We start from the raw sequence: 17,544 nt of genomic DNA on the forward strand, positions 1-17,544 counted from the left end.
TAGCTAATTTCTAAGTTATCCACCTGCCTGTCGTGCTACGACCTCGTACCTTTGGCATATAAATTGCATATAATAAACTAAAAACAAACATATGAAACAGTACATTTTATTATTCTCATTGGTCTCTACAATGGCAATAGCACAAACCCAAACGCCTTCGGTGCAAGTGGTGGGTGAAGGCATTGTATATGTTACCCCCGATGTCGTAAACATCTCTATCAGTATAGAAAGAGAAGGACTTGACCTTAAAAATTTGCGACAAAAAAACAGTGAAGAAGTAGCCAAGGTCTTGGAGACTTTGAGTAAAGAACTGCCAAAGGAAAACTTCCAAACCAGCTATGTTTCACTTTATAAAGACGATTATAACAAGATTAATAAATATCGCGTTTTACAAAATATTACTATCAAATTAGAAGATATTAGCAAATACGATAGTTTAATGAACGCTATTTTCGATGCAGGCGTAAACCGTATCAACAGTGTAAGTTTCGATGTGAAGAATAAAGAAAAGCATTTGCAAGACGCTCGTGTAGCTGCCATTGAAGATGCTCGTAAAAAAGCACTGCTCTATGCGGTAAGTTTAGACCAAAATATAGGCAAAGCCATTGCTGTTAAAGAACTCTCATCAAACTTTAACGATGTACAACCTACTTTCAGATCCAGTAAAATGAGTTTAGGTAGTAGCGGAGCGGAAGCTAACGACGACACCTTAGCAATAGGCAAAATAGCGGTAGAAGCACAAATAAATGTAGCTTTTGAATTACTCAATAAATAGATATTTCTATGAATACACAAGAAATCATCGCTTATATATTAGTTGTTATAGCAGTAGGCTATCTCGTAAAAACACTTTTTTTTAAAAAGAAAAAGAAAAGTTGTGGAGGAGGAACTGATTGTAAGTGTGGATAAAAATAACGAGATTTTTCTCGGCATTGTAATATATTTTTAAATTGCGCAGCCCCCTTTTTGGGGGCTTTTTTTATCTTTTATTCTTTTGTTTTTATCTTTTTTCTATTTGTTATAGGCTATTTTTCTTTTTATTACTTTCTTAGAGCTTCTTTTTAGCCTTTGATTATGAATATCTTAAAACTCATTAGACGATTTTAAACCTTTTATAGACGATTTTAAACCTCCTTTTTTTCAACTATTTTGTACTTTTGAACCATCAAAACCATACGAAAACAAACGAACAAACAACCATTGTATGAAAAGAAATCTATTTTTATCAGTTCTGTTGTTCTTATTAGTGAGTTCGAGCTATGCGCAACAACGCACTATCCGTGGAACTGTCAGCGATGCTACTACCAAAGAGCCCCTAATGAGTGCTTCGGTAGTAATTAAAGGAACTAGTAAGGGTGTCAGTACCGATATGAGCGGTAAGTATACTATAGAGGTATCGGTAGGACAAACCTTAGAAGTCTCATTTATGGGTTATGTAACTCAAAATGTAAAAGTAACCGCCAATACACCTTCACCTTTGAATATTGCTCTTGCCGAAGAGCAAAGAAAGTTAGACGAAGTAGTGGTCGTAGGTTATGGCGTTACCAAAGTACGTGATTTAGCAGGTGCTATTACCTCCATCAAAACCAATGATGTAAAAGCAGGGGTGGTAGCCGATATGTCACAGATGTTAAAGGGTCGTGCCTCAGGAGTACAAGTGCGCCAAAACTCACTCGAGCCTGGTGGTAATGTATCTATCCGTGTGCGTGGTGCTTCTTCAGTAAGTGCCGATAACGAACCTCTTTATGTAATCGATGGATTCCAAACAGATAATATGTCGCAAATCAGTATAGACGACATCGAATCAATCGAAATCTTAAAAGATGCCTCTACTACTGCTATTTACGGAGCTCGTGGTGCTAACGGGGTTATCCTTATTACTACTAAAAAAGGTAAAGAAGGTAGCTTTAATGTAGAGTACTCTAACCAAACTTCTTATAAGAATATGTACAATCCTTGGGATTTGCTCGATGCTGGAGAAACCATAGCACTTACCCGCCGCTTATATGAACAAACCCAAGACGCCGCTTATGGTAAATGGACAGCTCAACAAGCTACCTATCGCGGTAAAGGTACCGATTGGCTCAAAGAAACCACTCACGATGCCTTCACTGTGTTACACCAGCTTTCCGTATCAGGTGGTACTGACCGCTTATCCGCTTTTATGTCAGGTAACTACCTTACAGAGCCTGGTATTCTGCTCAATACCGATTATAATCGTTATGGAGGACGTATCAATTTGCAGTACAAGATAAGTCCGAAAGTAAGAGCGGGGGCTAATATGAGTTTTTCCAAATCTAAAAAGAAATTCTTAGATATGGGTACAGTCTCTTCTGATAAAAATATTATGTACCGCATCTTTAATTTGGAACCTTGGAAAAATAAAGAAGGTTTCGATGTGTTTGGAACTAAAGACCGCCGTCCGGCTGTGTTCGAAGAAATGAGCGGAGCGCAACTCTATCGCCATTTTAATACAATGTATGCAACCGCTTATGCCGATATTGATTTGTTGCCTTCACTTACTATCAATGGTCGTTATACCTATGCTTATGACCATTTAAAAACTGAAAAGTATTATGACCGTTCTACTTCTATAGGTCAGTCTTACAAAGGACAAGCATTTCTCAGTCACGAAGAAAACGTAAAACACCAAATAGAAGGTGTGGCTACTTATCACCCTAAAATGGAAGGTAAACACGATGTAAAAGTAACCGCAGGTACTTCCTATATTTATCAAAGAGGTAAAGGAGATGAAGTGCAAGCCTATGGTTTTGCTTCCGATGTATTCTCTTTCAAAAATATTGGAGCTGCCCAACATTTAGATTGGATAGGTTCAGGTGAATCCTCTATCAAGAAAGCTTCTGTTTTTGGTCGTGCCGAATACATCTTCAATAATCGTTATATTATCAACGCTTCAGTTCGTGCCGATGGTTCATCAGTGTTTGGAGCTGACTATCGTTGGGGTATATTTCCTGCGGGGTCTATCGCTTGGCACTTAGGTGAAGAAGAGTTTATGGAATTTGCTAAACCTCTTTTCTCTCGTATCAAATTGCGCACTAGCTATGGGCTTAGTGGTAACGATGGTATCCGCTTTGGTTTGTCACAATACCAATACTCTGTACGCGATGTGTATATTGGTAATGATGTGAACTCTAAAGGTATGTATCCTTCTAATCCCTACAATCCAAAACTCCGCTGGGAAACCACTGCACAATGGAATGCCGGTATCGATTTAGTGGTTGGTAGAGTAGAAGCCAGCTTCGATTATTATATCAAACGCACTCACGACTTGTTAAACCCTGACCCTATTCACCCTTCAGGAGGTTTCCCTAACTATGTGAATGACGGTCGCCGTTTTGAGTATACCGCAATGATGGTAAACGATGGTGAGATTGAAAACCGAGGCTTTGAAGTGGCTATCAAATCTACCAATATCAATAAAAACGATTTTGTGTGGACTACAGCATTTAACTTTTCTCATAACCGCAGTGAGGTATTGAAACTCAACGATGGAAAACCACGTTTTCAGTATATACGTCCTCACGGTTCTTATGACGAAAAAGAATATATGATGCTCAAAGAAGGAGAACCCCTCAGCGCTATCTATGGTTATGAGTTCGATGGTATCCTTCAAGAAGGTGAAACTTATGCACCACAGCCTAACTCAGCACCTGGTGACCCTAAGTTTAAAGACCTTAATGGTGATGGTAAAATAAACGAAAAAGACCGTACTGTATTGGGTACTGGTATCCCTAAAACTATCATAGGTCTTAACAATAGTTTTACCTATAAAGGGTTTGACTTCTCTTTCTTCTTTGAAGCCTCATTAGGAGCCAAGATGCTTAACTTAACTCGTATTTATTTGGAAGATAATAACCGCCTTTCAGATTCAGCTGACCGTTGGACAAAAGCACACGCTTCTAACAGTGTGCCTCGTAATGGTTATCAAAAAACAGCCAAATTGCAATATGGTTCTTATGTGAACTCTCGTTTCGTAGAAGATGCCGATTTCGTAAAATTGCGCAATGTCGAGTTAGGATATACCTTCACAGGCAGTCAATGGAATATGAAAACTCTTAAAACAATGCGTATGTTTGTAGGAGCTCAAAATTTGCTTACCTTCACTAAATACCAAGGTTTCGACCCCGATATTAGTACCAATGGTAGTAGTGCTATTGCACAAGGTTTGGATTTGAACTCTTATCCTGCTTACAGAACCATTAACTTTGGAGTGAAATTAACTTTTTAACGCAAAAGAATAATGAAAACGAATTATAAACTATATACATTGGTAGGTCTTTTAGGACTCTCGTTTACCGCTTGTGAACTCAAAGAAGATTTAACTTCTGTTTACAATGCTAATAACGCCTATACTACCGAAGAAAATGCACAAGAAGGTGTAAACGGAATTTACCGTTACCTTCTTGGGGCTACACATACAAGCAACTTCTACATCAACGATATGTCTACTGATGACTGTTTTAAAGATGGTATTGCTTTTGAGATATACAATGAAAATGGTCTCTCTGGCAACGTAGAACTTGCGAGATGCTACAATGGTAACTGGCAAATGATTGGTTGTGCCAATACTGCTATTGACAATATCTCAATGATTCCTGAATCTCGTTTTAAAACCGCCGATAAGAAACCAGAGCTCTTAGCCGAAGCCCACTTTTTGCGCGCTTTTGCTTTCTATCAGCTTACCAATGCTTTTTATCGAGTACCTTTGATAACAAACGGTTACTACGAAGCTGATGCTAACCCTACTTTGGCTACTGTTGAGGAATTAGATGACCAAATAGAACAAGATTTGCTCATTGCTACTAATAACCTTCCCGACGAATGGGGAACTGCAACAGAGGGAGCTTCAGGTCGCCCTACCAAAGGTGCTGCTTATGGCTATTTGATGCGTCTTAATATGCGTAAAGCAGGGCGTTTGCGTGAAGAAGGTAAAGATGCTACTGCTGCTTGGCAAGCTGCTTTAATGTATGCAGACCAAGTGATAACCTCAGGTAAATACGCCTTACAAGCTAAAGTGTTTGATGTGTTCGACCCTTCTAAGCCAGAAACTTTAAATAATAACGAGATTATCTTTGCTATACGAGCAAGTGATAAAGTGCCTTCAGGTTCTTCAGATTTAGCTTTGTATTTCACTCCTTGGGAATATGATATGGGCTGGAACAATATCAATATGCCTCTGGAATTGTACTGGAAGTTTGATAGTAACGACCAACGCCTCAAAGAGCTTATTGTAACTTCTTTCAAAAACGTGTACGGAAAACCTATAAAGTACATATCTCCTAAACTTAATGAAGTAGGAACGCTTAGGAATGAAAAAAGTAATCCGCAAATAGTAGAGAATGATGCGATATATACTAAAAAGTACAAATATACCAAACCAGGAACCTATAATTATAATACACCTAATAACCTCATCTTGTTGCGTTATGCTGATGTATTGCTTTGCAAAGCTGAAATTCTTAATGAGCTCAATGGACCTACTCAAGAATCAGTGGATTTGATTAATAAAATACGTGAGAGAGCTTTTGAAAATAGCAACCACAATTATACCTTAGCAAACTTCGCTTCCAAAGAAGATATGCGTAGTAAATTGTGTGATGAACGCTTGTTTGAGCTTAATATGGAGGGAGTTCGTCGTGTAGACCTTATCCGTATGGGATTATGGAAAGACCGCTTAGATGCTTATATGGATCTTGTTAAACAGAAATTGGAAACTAAAGAAGCCAATTTAAATGCTAGAAGAGACCCTAATGTAGTAAAAAATCCTTATGATTTGAGTCCTGAATGGAAAGTGTATCCTAAGTTCAGCAATCCGTTTAAACCTTATGACAAACGTAGGTATTACCCTATACCAGGGGTGTATAGTAACAAATTCCCTGACCTACAAAACAACCGTTCTTTTAGAGAACAATAATCTTAAATGTAAACTCATATGAAAACCTATACAAAACCAATACTGATGGCTGTTGCGATGCTTAGTATGATAGGCTGCGACAAGAGCGATGTAGATGGGCGTTTTAGCGATAACCCACGCAGTGAGATAGGAACTCCACAAGAAGGCAGTTTGGTTACTGCTAAACAAGTGAAGTGGAACTTTGATAATACCAATGATTGGCTTAATGCCAGTCAAGGAGAACAGGCTAATATCTCACAAACTTCAGTGGAAAGCAATACACAAGCTGAAGATGGTAAAGTAGTGAAAATATTCACTAAAGCAGGTACCAAAGAGCGTAAAAAGCTCAAAACTAAAAAACAATACGGAGCAGGACTCTACACTTGGCGTGCCTATATCTCTGATTTAGGAACTACTGAACGTGTGAGCATAGGCTCTTGGTTGTGGAATAGCGATAAACACGAATTGGACTTCGAGGTAGGTTCTGGTACGGCTAAAGACCGTGATGCCTTAAGAGCTGCTGATGATGAAGTGATTGCTTATATTACCAGCCAGGATAACCCAGCTTTACACCAAAAGGTAAAAATCAAGAAGAATGCTTGGCATACATTCCAAATTGACCTAAAATTAGCAGGAGGAAAGTATTTTGCTACTTGGCTTATTGATGATGTAAAGTGTGCCGCTCAGCAACTTAATTATGGGCAAGAGCACCCTTTTTATATCTTTTGTAGTACTGAGAACTTGAAGTTTGTAGGCGATAGCTGGCCTTATAAAGATAATTATGGCTTGTGGGATTATGTAACCTATACTCCCTACTCATATTCTATGGAACCTACAGAACCTCAAAACCAACTTAACCCACCTGATCCAGAACCAGAACCAGATACAGGAGAAGTAAAGAAATGGACTTTCAACAGCTTCCCCGACGATTGGTTGAAATGGGGTATTGCTAAAGTAGATAGTGGTAAATTGGTGTTAGGAGTAGATAGTGGTAATACTATTGCTAAGGTACAATACAAGTTGGGTATGAAAATGGGCTATGGAAAATATACGTGGTCTGTCCGCTTCCCCGATGTATCAACCATTCCTGCGGGTACTCAATTCCAATCAGGAGCTAATCTTTATTATTATGCAGAAGATGAAAAAGGGAAAGTAACCGAACGCCTCTTTTTAATGATGGCTCGTATAGGCTCAGAAGAGGATCGCACTCGTTTAGGAGCTAAACCCAATCAGTTATTGCTATATATACAAGGAGCTGAACCTGCGGTAGACGAATATGTTGGCTTATTAGATGCTAACAAAGACTACAAACTTACCATCGACCTTAAAAAAGTAAATAACAAGTATACTATTGTTTACTCTATTGATGGTAACGTATTAAAAACTTTAGTTGCAAATTATGGTGAAGATGAATTTAAGTTCTTCTTTATAGCCGAAGCAGCTGCTAATAGACCTTGGATGAAATGGGCTAAACTCGATAAAGCTCTTACAAAACACTTAGAAACGAAGTTTAACTTTATTGAATATACCGCCTATTAGTAGTAATCGATGTTTATCTATAAATGGCAAATTGATTTTTCAGAGGCTGTCTCACCTCCAACAACGAGACAGCCTCTTTTTCTTAAAAAGGAAACTAAGAATAAAGCATACAACTTAATAATTTTAGTATGAAAAAAACATTTATTTTTTCATTGATGACCTTGTTCATCTATGTTGGTTGTAAGATAGATTCTGAGGAAACTACCCGCAACGCAACAACTACATCAAGCGATGGACAATCGCTTAATGCTGCACAACAGGCTCAAAAAGGGGTAATGTTTTGGGAGTTTGATGCTCCTTCTAACGATTGGATAGAAGCCAATCAGAACAGTAAGCCTAATTGCTATAAGATACAACATAGCCCTGGCTGTACAAACGGTGGACTTATTATTCACACAGAGGTGAATACTTTGCAACGCAACAAACTCAAAACTGTAAGACAATATGGAGCGGGAGTATATGAGTGGAGATTGTATGTTCCTAAATTGGAGAAAGGAGCCCAAACAAGTGTGAATTGCTTTCTTTACAAAGATGACAATCACGAATTGGCTATTAAAGTCTATTCAGGAAAGAATGCGGAACGCTCCCAAATGAGACTTACTGATAATCAAGTAATAGCAGAATTGCGTGGTTATGGAATGGCAACTAAAAAGATAGCTATTACCCAACAAGATTGGCATAGGTTTAAGATAGAATTGAAGTTAGTGAATGGCAACTATCACGCTATCCTTACAGTAGATGGAAGAGAAGGAAAGGATAAATTGGAAGGAACACTTGATTATGGTCAAGACAACCTTTTCAATATCTTTTGTAGTGTAGAGAACTTGCCAAAAGTAGGTGATAGACCTGCTACCACTCCTACAACAGGTGTATGGGATAATGTTAAATATACGCCCAATGGTGGAGCCGTAGTTCCTACACCTAAGCCTACACCTAACCCTAAGCCTGATAATCCTGTTGGAACTTACAGATGGCACTTTAGTTCTTATCCTCTTTCAGATTGGGTTTTAGCCAACCAAGAACCTAATAAGAATGTAGACCATTGTTCATCAGTTTATAAAGATGGTTGCGACGATGGTAGGGCTTTGAAGATATGGACAAATACAGGGACAAAAGAGCGGAAAAAATTAAAGACAAAACAAATGTTTGGTGCAGGGATTTACACTTGGCGTGTTTTCATTCCTACAATGAATATTGGTGAAAGAGTGAGCGTAGGTTCTTGGCTTTATAACGATGACCAACACGAAGTAGATTTTGAGGTTGGTTCAGGGACTATTAAAAAAAGAGAAGAAGCTCACGCAACGAAAAACAATCAGTTGATAGCTTATATTACAAGCCAAAATAATCCAGAACTACATCACGATACTGAGATTGTTACAGTTGATGAGAGAAATAAAGGATCGTGGCATACTTTTCAGATAAGATTGGAAATAAATCAAGCTATTAATGGTCAGAACTATATCATTACTTGGGCTATAGATGGAGTAGACCGTTATAAGTCAAAACTAAACTATGGACAAGAAAAATTATTTCATATATTTTGTAGTGTAGAGAACCTAGACTTTTTAGGAGAACGTCCTACTACAGAAGATGTTGTAGGCTTATGGGATTATGTAACTTATCAACCATATCCTTATTCTTATAAACCTCGCTAATAAAACGAGACTTACATATTGCTTTTATAAATGGCTGGTAAAGGGGTTGTAATTATCTACCTTTATAGAATATTAATAGAATTGCTTTGTTGTTAGTTAAAACGGTATTCATTACAACCCTCACACCAGTTTGTATAGTGAAAAATGAGAAATTATTGGGATAAAGAGTTTTGAGCTTTTCGGAAGATATCGGAAAAGTTCGGAAGAGAGCTGAGAGAGGTTTTGGTGAAAAAAGGGTGTAAGATGGGTGTGGTTAGCTTATAGAGAGCTTATAGGAAGCTTATACGAATCTTGGACGATTGGTATAGAAAGGGTATGTAAGTAATTGATTAATACTGTAATACAACAAAGCAAAAAACGGCAAAAACGGGGTTTCGAGGCGAAAGAAAAGGGAATAGGCACTAGGCCTTAGGCCATAGGCACTAGGGGGGAGTATGACGGAAAAGGAGAAGGGATAATTAGGAAATTAGTAAATTAGAAAATTAGTAAATGGGGAAGTGTGAGGTCTTAGGTTATAGGCACTAGGGGAAGTATGACGGAAAAGGTGGAGTGTAGCGATGCAATAACGAATAATGAACGAAGAAACGGAGAAGGAATAGCGAAGAAACAATAAAGCAAAAGAGAATTTTAAATAAAGCAAAAACCAAAAAATAAAAGCATATGAAACGAGTAAATCTATTTTTAATGGCAGTGTGTTTGACAGCTTTTGTAAGCTGTAGCAAACAATCGAGCGATATTCCTGAGGTGACCATTGATAAAACCAAAGTGATGCGATGGGATTTTAAAACGCTTGACGGTTGGTTATTAGGTAATCAGGACGAGGATTACCCACAAGGGAAGGACAAAGAAACTTATGCCAAAGTGGTAAGTGATTCTTACGCCAAAGATGGTTGGGCACTGAAAATATGGACGAAAGCTCATACTGAACAACGCAAAAAACAAAAGACAGTACACCGTTACGGGGCAGGTATTTACACTTGGCGCGCTTACATTCCGCCGATGGAAACAGGCGCTTGGGCAAGTATAGGCTCTTTCTTGTATAACAGTGAGGGGCACGAGATAGATTTTGAAGTAGGCTCAGGTGATGCTAAACGCAGGAAGAAGTTGGGCGCAAAAGAGGGGCAGGTAGTGGTGTTTATGACCAGCCAGAATAATCCTTGGAAGCAAAATGCCGAGGTGCTTATAGACAGCGACCAATGGCATACTTTTCAGATTAAATTAGCTATCAATCCGCAGAATAACCATTATATTGCTACGTGGCTCATCGATGGGGTGCAACACCTTCATACGGAGCTCAACTATGGGCAACAGTATCCTTTTCGTATCTTTTGTAGTGTAGAAAATATAGATTTTATAGGCGACCGTATTCCTACCAGAGACCATTATGCCTTGTGGGATTATGTGACATATGAGCCTTTTAGTAATGCTATTGAGCCTGTAAATCCCGATAAAGACTAACGCTTTTTTCTTATTGAAATAACATATAGGAACAAGAAAGATTTAAAATATGAGAAAATCGATTATTATTTTGTTTTTAATCATAGGGGGGTATTAGTTTCTTGTAAAAAAGACGAACTTTTTATCCCTAAAAAAGAAGACCCTATTCCCCCTAAAAAAGAAGACCCTTTTACCCCTCCGTATCAGAGTAATCTTACCGATTTTGAGGTGTCTTTGAGCAAGACGAATAACCTTCGCGCGGAAGTAACTGCAACTTTCAGCGGAGAAACGTCCTTCCATATAGCTTATTGGGAAGTGAACCACCCGGCACAAGTACAGCAAACCAATACCTATCAGGGCAAAGGGATAGAACGTAAAACGCTATTGTTCCTCAAACCCGATACGCAATACAGTTGCCAAATCATTACCGAGAAAGGAGATAAGTCGGCAGTGAAAACCTTTAAAACAAAAAGTGTGGAGGCTTTTCTTCCTAATGCAACATTACTGATAGACGACCTAAAAGAAGATATAGGCGGTTATTTTTTTGCAAATGCCCGTATGAATGGTACAAAAGCCATCTATATGACAGATACTAAAGGAGTAGTAGTATGGTATGAGCAAGTGCCCGAAGAGCCTTTGGTCGTAAATTACGATGCACAGCGTCAGCAGTTTTACATTCTTACCAATCCTGCTTACCCCGTTGGAAGTCCTTATACTTTCAATGCTAAAAGTATTAAAATTATAGACCTCTTTGGGGAGGTAGTATTTCAAAAAGACTTTGCTACTGTTCCTGCACTTAACGGACGGGAAGTGCATCACGAGTGTCGCCCTATGCCCGATGGCAGTATAGGATTAGTAACCTATATTGATAAAACTTTCGACCTCACTGCACAAGGCGGTACAATCACCGATATTGTAAAAGGTGATGGTTTTGTGATTATGAATAGAAGAGGAGAAATCACCCAGCAATGGAGTTGTTTTGATTATGTAGACCCCACTACCGACCCTAATATAAAAATACAAGGGGTAAAAAAAGATTGGCTACACGCCAACTCTTTTAACTACGATAGCGAAGGTAATTACTATATGACGTTTAATCGTTATGGAGAACTTTGGAAAATTGACAGTAAAACAGGGAAGTTACTATATCGCATAGGCGAAAATGGCACCATAAAACCTGAGAAAAAATACTTTACTCACGGAATGCACTGTGCTAACCCGAAAGCACCTAACGAGGTGTTAGTGATTGACAATGCACGTTCAGATTCCGATACGGGCTCGAGAGCTATTTTGTATAAAGTAAATGAACAAAGCAAAACAGTAACAGTTCCTATGGCAGTAGCACTTCCCAAAGATTTATCCTCATCAAACCGTAGCAATGCCCAATTTATAGGTGAGGACTTGCTACTAATCACGTTGAGTACCAAAAAACAAATTATCATTACCGACCGCAACGAAACACCCACCATAAAACGTTCTTTTATGTTGCCTTTTACTTTCTATAGAGCACAATATATCCCAACTATTAAATATTAAAAATCAAACCACCACCAATGAAAAAACTTATATTTAGTTTAGTAACGCTATGTCTTATGGCTTGTAAAAGCACTGAGCCTGTAATTCATTACGAGGTAATTCCGCTACCACAATCCATTAGTTATACCCATCAGAAACCTTTTGAGCTCGATGCTCAAACCGTGATTACCTATCCACAAGGTGATGCCTTACTACAAAGGAATGCCCAATTCCTCGCCTCTTATCTTAAAGAAATCACAGGGCTAACCCTTACCACTGAGCCCAATGTAAATAGTGGGAAGGTTATTCGTCTTAAAGCTGACCTTAAAAAACCTAATCAAGAGGCTTATCAACTTACCGTAGCAAGTGAGCAAATTACTATTGATGGCGCAAGTCCCGCAGGTGTGTTCTACGGCATACAAACCTTGCGCAAGTCGATTGACGTAACAGAACCTAAATCCTTAGCGTTCCCTACGGCTGTGATAGACGATGCGCCTCGCTTTGCCTATCGGGGAATGCATTTTGATGTGAGCAGGCATTTCTTTACAGTAGATTTTATCAAGCAGTACATTGATATACTCGCACTTCATAACCTCAATAAGTTCCATTGGCACCTCACCGACGACCAAGGGTGGCGTATAGAAATCAAAAATACCCTCGCCTTACTGAGGTAGGTTCAACACGCAAAGAAACGCTTATTGGGCATTTGCTCAAAGATAAACCCCACCAATTTGATGGTAAGCCTTATGGTGGGTTCTACACCCAAGAACAGATTAAAGAGATTGTAAAATACGCCCAAGACCGCTATATTACGATTATTCCCGAGGTAGATATACCTGGACATACCTTAGCTGTGCTCACGGCTTACCCTGAGTTGGGTTGTACAGGCAAGGACTATGCAGTAGGTACCAAATGGGGCGTGTTCGACGATGTACTTTGCGCCGGCAATGAGGCTTCTTATGAGTTCTTAGAAGGCGTATTCGACGAAATTACCGAACTTTTCCCCTCTAAATATATTCATATAGGAGGTGATGAGTGTCCTAAAACACGTTGGAAAGAGTGCCCTAAATGTCAGGCTAAAATTAAAGCATTGGGCTTAAAAGGTGACGCTGAACACACTGCCGAACAGAAACTACAAGGCTATGTGGTATCGCGCATAGAGCAGTTCCTCAAGAAGAAAGGTAGAGAGGTAATAGGCTGGGACGAGATTTTGGAGGGAGATAACATTTCACAAGACGCCATTGTAATGTCGTGGCGAGGTACCGAAGGAGGTATAGCCGCAGCACAACGCCACAACCGCGCTATTATGACCCCGCATTACAGTTTGTATTTCGACTATAACCAAGGCGAAGACCCTAGTAAAGAACCACTGTCCATAGGCGAATACCTTCCCGTGAAAAAGGTGTACGACTATGAGCCTATCGACCCTAAACTCACTCCCGAACAAGGTAAATACATCTTAGGAGCACAAGCTAATTTGTGGACAGAGTACATCGCGAGTCCTGCACACGCCCAGTATATGCTCTTGCCGCGTTTGGCTGCCTTAGCTGAGGTACAATGGACAGCCCCAGAGAAAAAGAACTATGCTGACTTTTTGAAGCGTTTAGGCAACTTACTCAATTACTACCAAAAAGAAGGATATCATTATGCCAAACACATCTTGGGTGTTACCCCTGTGATTCAGCCAGCTCCTAAGAAAGATGGTATTCAGGTAGAACTCCTCACCGTAGGCGATGGCAAGGTGTACTACACCACCGATGGCACTACTCCTGATGCTACCAAAACGCTTTACACCCAGCCTATCAAACTCAGCAACGAGGTGCTGTTAAAAGCAGTAGCTGTGCATAAAGATACCATAAGCGGAGTGTTTAGCTACCAGTCGTTATTTAATAAGGCTACTTACAAGCCTATACAATTACTCACTGAAACTAATCCTAAATACACTTTTGGAGGGGCTACAGCCTTAGTAGATGCCCAAATAGGTGAAGATTCTTATATCGATGGACATTGGGTGGGCTTTCCTGGTCGAGTGGGAGTAGAAGCAGTAATCGATTTAGGTAAAGAAGAAGAAATTAGCAATCTCAAAACAGGTTCTCTGTCCGATACGCCTAACTGGATATTCCCAGCCTCAGAAGTCGCTATTTACAGCTCTGCTGATGGAAAAAACTTTCAGCTCATCACTCAGCAACCTTTGAAGATAGCCCAGAAGACTGACCCTATCAAGCGTGTGCCTATCAGTTTGAACTTTGCTAAAACTAAAACTCGCTATGTGAAAGTAGTGCTCAAAGGTACCGTAATCCCTGAATGGCACGAGGGTAAAGGCACACCAGCCTTATTGTTTGTAGATGAAATCCAACTGATGTAAAAATATATATTTTTCATATGTAATATTGCTTTTATTTAAAATTTGTGTACTTTTGCACATCGTAAAGACGCGACTACAAAACGCGTCTTTACTTTTTAGTATGCAAAAACCTTTAATATTAGTAACAAACGACGACGGTATTACCGCTCCTGGTATCCGTTATCTGATAGACATAATGAAAGAATTAGGCGAAGTAGTGGTAGTAGCCCCTGATTCGCCACAGAGCGGTAAAGGGCACGCCGTTACCCTCGATACTACTATGTACTGCGACCCTATGCCCTCACATAACGGAGCTACTCGCGAATACGCTTGTAGTGGTACACCTGCCGACTGTGTGAAAATAGCTAAACACGAAGTGTTGAACGGTCGTCTGCCCGATCTCTGTGTGAGTGGTATCAATCACGGTTCCAATGCTTCTATCAACGTGATATATTCAGGAACGATGAGTGCTGCTATTGAGGCGGGTACTGAGGGCATTCCTGCTATTGGTTTTTCATTATTAGACTCCAGTTGGAATGCCGACTTTTCGCAAGCGCGCTCTTATATCAAAAGTATTGCTGAAAAAGTACTCGCTAATGGGTTGCCCAAAGGGACAGTGCTGAATGTGAATATACCTAATATCAAGAAGGAAGAAATAAAAGGCGTAAAAGTATGCCGTCAAGCACGTTCGCGCTGGATAGAAAGTTTTGACAAACGTGTGAACCCGCAAGGGAGAGTGTACTACTGGATGACAGGTACTTTTGTGAATGAAGACCAAGGTACTGATACTGACCAATGGGCTCTCGAAAACGGCTACATTTCAGTAGTGCCTATTCAATTTGACCTTACGGCTCACCAAAATATTCAAGAGTTAAAGCAATGGGATTTTTAAATATAAATCAAAAGCGCAAAGACCAAATCATTGGTTTTATAGCAGGTATTGTTGTAAATGTAATAGGGGTGATAGCCTATGTGCTTATTTTCTCTAAATTTAGTATTGCTACTACCTTGCAAGATGCCTATTACAAGAGATATTTAGGTAAACTCATACTCTTAGGAGCCCTGTTAGACCTTGCTATCTTCTTCTTTTTTATCAATCGTTATGAAAACGAACGCGCACGTGGTGTACTTATCGCTTCGTGCGTATTAGCCTTTATAATTCTGCTATTGCAATTCACTTAAAATTAAATACAATGAGAATCAGAGAATATGTAGTTTTCTTATACCGTATCTTCTTGGTATACTTATTTTATGCCATTGCACGTGGTTTGTTTATCTATATGAATCGCGGACTGATGGGTGATTATAACACATCCGACCTTTTCTATTATGGATTGGCGTTTGATAACTGTGCTATAATGTACACTAATTTGCTGTTCATACTGCTCAGTTTACTACCTTTGTGGGTAAATACCCATAAGAAATTTCAGAAAGTAGTTTTTTGGTCGTACTTTATACCTAATACGATTGCTTATGCCACCAATTTTATTGATATGGCATACTACCCTTTTAGCAAGTCTCGCCTTACTTCGGCATCGTTTGCAGTTATAGAACACGAAAACAACAAAATGAAAATATTCAGTAGCTTTTTAGGAGGCTATTGGTATATGTTCGTAGGCTTCTTTTTACTGATAGCTCTTTGGGTTTTCCTTTATAAACGCGTGAAAAACGTCGAAGTGCCTATTGCTCAAAAGAAATCTTATTTTGGTTGGTCTGCTGTATTTTTCTTAGGCTTCGGTACTCTGATAATGATGGCTATACGAGGCGGTGGTTTTACTTCGGATACGCGCCCTATCAATATGCTCGATGCTAGCCGACACGTAAATACAGCTCCTCAGGCTGATGCGATACTAAACACGCCTTTTTGTCTCATTCGCAGTATGGGTAAGAACAAAGGATTTAAAGAATATCACTTTGTAGATGAAGCCTACATCAATGAGAGTTTAAAACCTATTAAGCAGTATAACCGCGAAGTAGCTACCAAGCCCAATGTCGTCCTCTTTATTTTAGAAAGTTTCGGCAAAGAGTATTGGGGCTGTATGAATACTAAAACCCATATTCCTAACTTTAAATCATATACACCCTTCTTAGACTCGTTAGCACAACATTCACTTGTGCTCGACAATGCTTATTGCACAGGTCGCCAGTCAATACACGGAATGTCGTCAATGTTGGCAGGAATCCCCTCTTTTCAAGTCGCTTACACCTCATCACCTTATGTGAAACAACCCACACAGTCTTTGGTGTCTATCGCCAAAGAAATGGGCTACGATACCTCTTTCTTCCATTCAGCACCCAATGGTTCTATGGGATTCTTAGGCTTTTCTAATATCTTAGGTTTCGACCATTACTATGGTAAGAATGAGTACAATAACGATGCTGATGACGATGGACACTGGGGAATTTGGGACGAACCTTTTTTCCAATATATGTGCAGGACTTATTCTCAAAAGAAACAACCTTTCTTAGGCACTATTTTCACACTCTCCTCCCACCACCCTTTTCAAATTCCTAAGCAATATGAGGGCAAATTCCCTAAAGGCAACTTAGAAATTCACCAATGTATTGGCTATACCGATTACGCTCTCAAACAATTCTTTGAGTGTGCTAAAAAACAACCTTGGTATAACAATACTATCTTTGCTTTTGTCAATGACCACCCTAACCAAACTTATTACGACCTTTACAAAGAGCCTATTACAGGCAAAGGAGCAGCAATTATGTTCTACAGCCCTAACCCTAATTTAGTGCCAAAGGGGGTAAATTCAGATATTACTCAGCAAATAGATATTTATCCTTCGTTAGTAGACCTAATGGGTTACCATAAGCCTTTCCGCTCTTGGGGGCGCAGTGTGTTTGCCAATCTTCCTGATGAAACGCCCCGCGCTTTTATCTCCGATGCGCTTATGTATCAAATGATGCAAGGTAATTACATCTATATCATCGACGAAACAGGCAAGGTAAACGGAGTGTACAAGAAAGAAGACGGTGCTCTCAAAAACAATCTCTTAGGCAAAGAAGACAATGCCGAAATACAAAAAGGTATTAAAGATCTAAAAGCCTTTATGCAAGACTATATGGATAGAATTATCAACCATAAGCTTAGTTTAAAATAAAGGTAAAAAGTAAGAAACAAATCC

General features: G+C 39.3%; 10 protein-coding genes and 2 pseudogenes. All 12 read left to right on the top strand.

Annotation, left to right across the window (positions count from 1 at the left end):
* Positions 1-91: 91 nt before the first annotated feature.
* The 12 genes and pseudogenes from HW279_RS06210 (at position 92) to HW279_RS06265 (ending at position 17,520) form a co-directional block, all read left to right on the top strand.
* Positions 92-775: an SIMPL domain-containing protein gene (locus HW279_RS06210; RefSeq protein ID WP_048748129.1), complete on the top strand. Its 684-nt coding sequence runs from the start codon at positions 92-94 to the stop codon at positions 773-775.
* Between the two features lie 8 nt (positions 776-783).
* The gene (locus HW279_RS06215) at positions 784-909 is read left to right on the top strand and encodes a FeoB-associated Cys-rich membrane protein (protein ID WP_002675350.1); all 126 of its coding nucleotides are present in this window, start codon (positions 784-786) and stop codon (positions 907-909) included.
* A 295-nt stretch (positions 910-1,204) separates the two neighbouring features.
* The gene (locus HW279_RS06220; protein WP_178958355.1) at positions 1,205-4,249 is read left to right on the top strand and encodes a SusC/RagA family TonB-linked outer membrane protein; all 3,045 of its coding nucleotides are present in this window, start codon (positions 1,205-1,207) and stop codon (positions 4,247-4,249) included.
* A 12-nt stretch (positions 4,250-4,261) separates the two neighbouring features.
* Complete coding sequence (locus tag HW279_RS06225) at positions 4,262-5,935, top strand: RagB/SusD family nutrient uptake outer membrane protein (protein ID WP_178958356.1); 1,674 nt, start codon at positions 4,262-4,264, stop codon at positions 5,933-5,935.
* 18 nt (positions 5,936-5,953) lie between these two features.
* Positions 5,954-7,453, top strand: a complete 1,500-nt coding sequence (locus HW279_RS06230; RefSeq protein WP_178958357.1) for a toxin-antitoxin system protein — start codon at positions 5,954-5,956, stop codon at positions 7,451-7,453.
* 128 nt (positions 7,454-7,581) lie between these two features.
* Positions 7,582-9,108 carry a hypothetical protein gene (locus HW279_RS06235; protein WP_178958358.1) on the top strand — a complete coding sequence of 509 codons (1,527 nt, stop codon included), beginning with the start codon at positions 7,582-7,584 and terminating at the stop codon, positions 9,106-9,108.
* A gap of 660 nt (positions 9,109-9,768) precedes the next feature.
* On the top strand, positions 9,769-10,566 hold the full coding sequence (locus HW279_RS06240; RefSeq protein ID WP_178958359.1) for a hypothetical protein: 798 nt from the start codon (positions 9,769-9,771) through the stop codon (positions 10,564-10,566).
* A 49-nt stretch (positions 10,567-10,615) separates the two neighbouring features.
* Positions 10,616-12,081: pseudogene (locus HW279_RS06245) on the top strand (aryl-sulfate sulfotransferase).
* Positions 12,082-12,098: 17 nt separating this feature from the next.
* Positions 12,099-14,425, top strand: a pseudogene (locus HW279_RS06250) (family 20 glycosylhydrolase).
* Positions 14,426-14,525: 100 nt separating this feature from the next.
* Positions 14,526-15,296 (top strand): 5'/3'-nucleotidase SurE, encoded by a 771-nt coding sequence (gene surE / locus HW279_RS06255; protein WP_009422604.1) that lies wholly within the window; start codon positions 14,526-14,528, stop codon positions 15,294-15,296.
* A complete protein-coding gene (locus HW279_RS06260; RefSeq protein ID WP_009411254.1) occupies positions 15,284-15,586 on the top strand; it encodes a hypothetical protein in 303 nt (100 codons plus the stop codon). Before surE ends, HW279_RS06260 begins: the two co-directional genes overlap by 13 nt.
* Positions 15,587-15,597: 11 nt before the next feature.
* A complete protein-coding gene (locus tag HW279_RS06265; RefSeq protein ID WP_178958360.1) occupies positions 15,598-17,520 on the top strand; it encodes an LTA synthase family protein in 1,923 nt (640 codons plus the stop codon).
* Positions 17,521-17,544: the final 24 nt, after the last annotated feature.

Source organism: Capnocytophaga sp. oral taxon 903, assembly GCF_013394785.1.
Classification (GTDB): Bacteria; Bacteroidota; Bacteroidia; order Flavobacteriales; family Flavobacteriaceae; genus Capnocytophaga; species Capnocytophaga ochracea.

What these genes read in the sequence shown, in the direction of transcription:
- HW279_RS06260 (WP_009411254.1), top strand. Translation starts at nt 15,284, where the DNA reads ATGGGATTTTTAAATATAAATCAAAAGCGCAAAGACCAAATCATTGGT.
- HW279_RS06265 (WP_178958360.1), top strand. Translation starts at nt 15,598, where the DNA reads ATGAGAATCAGAGAATATGTAGTTTTCTTATACCGTATCTTCTTGGTA.
- HW279_RS06230 (WP_178958357.1), top strand. Translation starts at nt 5,954, where the DNA reads ATGAAAACCTATACAAAACCAATACTGATGGCTGTTGCGATGCTTAGT.
- HW279_RS06220 (WP_178958355.1), top strand. Translation starts at nt 1,205, where the DNA reads ATGAAAAGAAATCTATTTTTATCAGTTCTGTTGTTCTTATTAGTGAGT.
- surE (WP_009422604.1), top strand. Translation starts at nt 14,526, where the DNA reads ATGCAAAAACCTTTAATATTAGTAACAAACGACGACGGTATTACCGCT.
- HW279_RS06240 (WP_178958359.1), top strand. Translation starts at nt 9,769, where the DNA reads ATGAAACGAGTAAATCTATTTTTAATGGCAGTGTGTTTGACAGCTTTT.
- HW279_RS06235 (WP_178958358.1), top strand. Translation starts at nt 7,582, where the DNA reads ATGAAAAAAACATTTATTTTTTCATTGATGACCTTGTTCATCTATGTT.
- HW279_RS06210 (WP_048748129.1), top strand. Translation starts at nt 92, where the DNA reads ATGAAACAGTACATTTTATTATTCTCATTGGTCTCTACAATGGCAATA.
- HW279_RS06225 (WP_178958356.1), top strand. Translation starts at nt 4,262, where the DNA reads ATGAAAACGAATTATAAACTATATACATTGGTAGGTCTTTTAGGACTC.
- HW279_RS06215 (WP_002675350.1), top strand. Translation starts at nt 784, where the DNA reads ATGAATACACAAGAAATCATCGCTTATATATTAGTTGTTATAGCAGTA.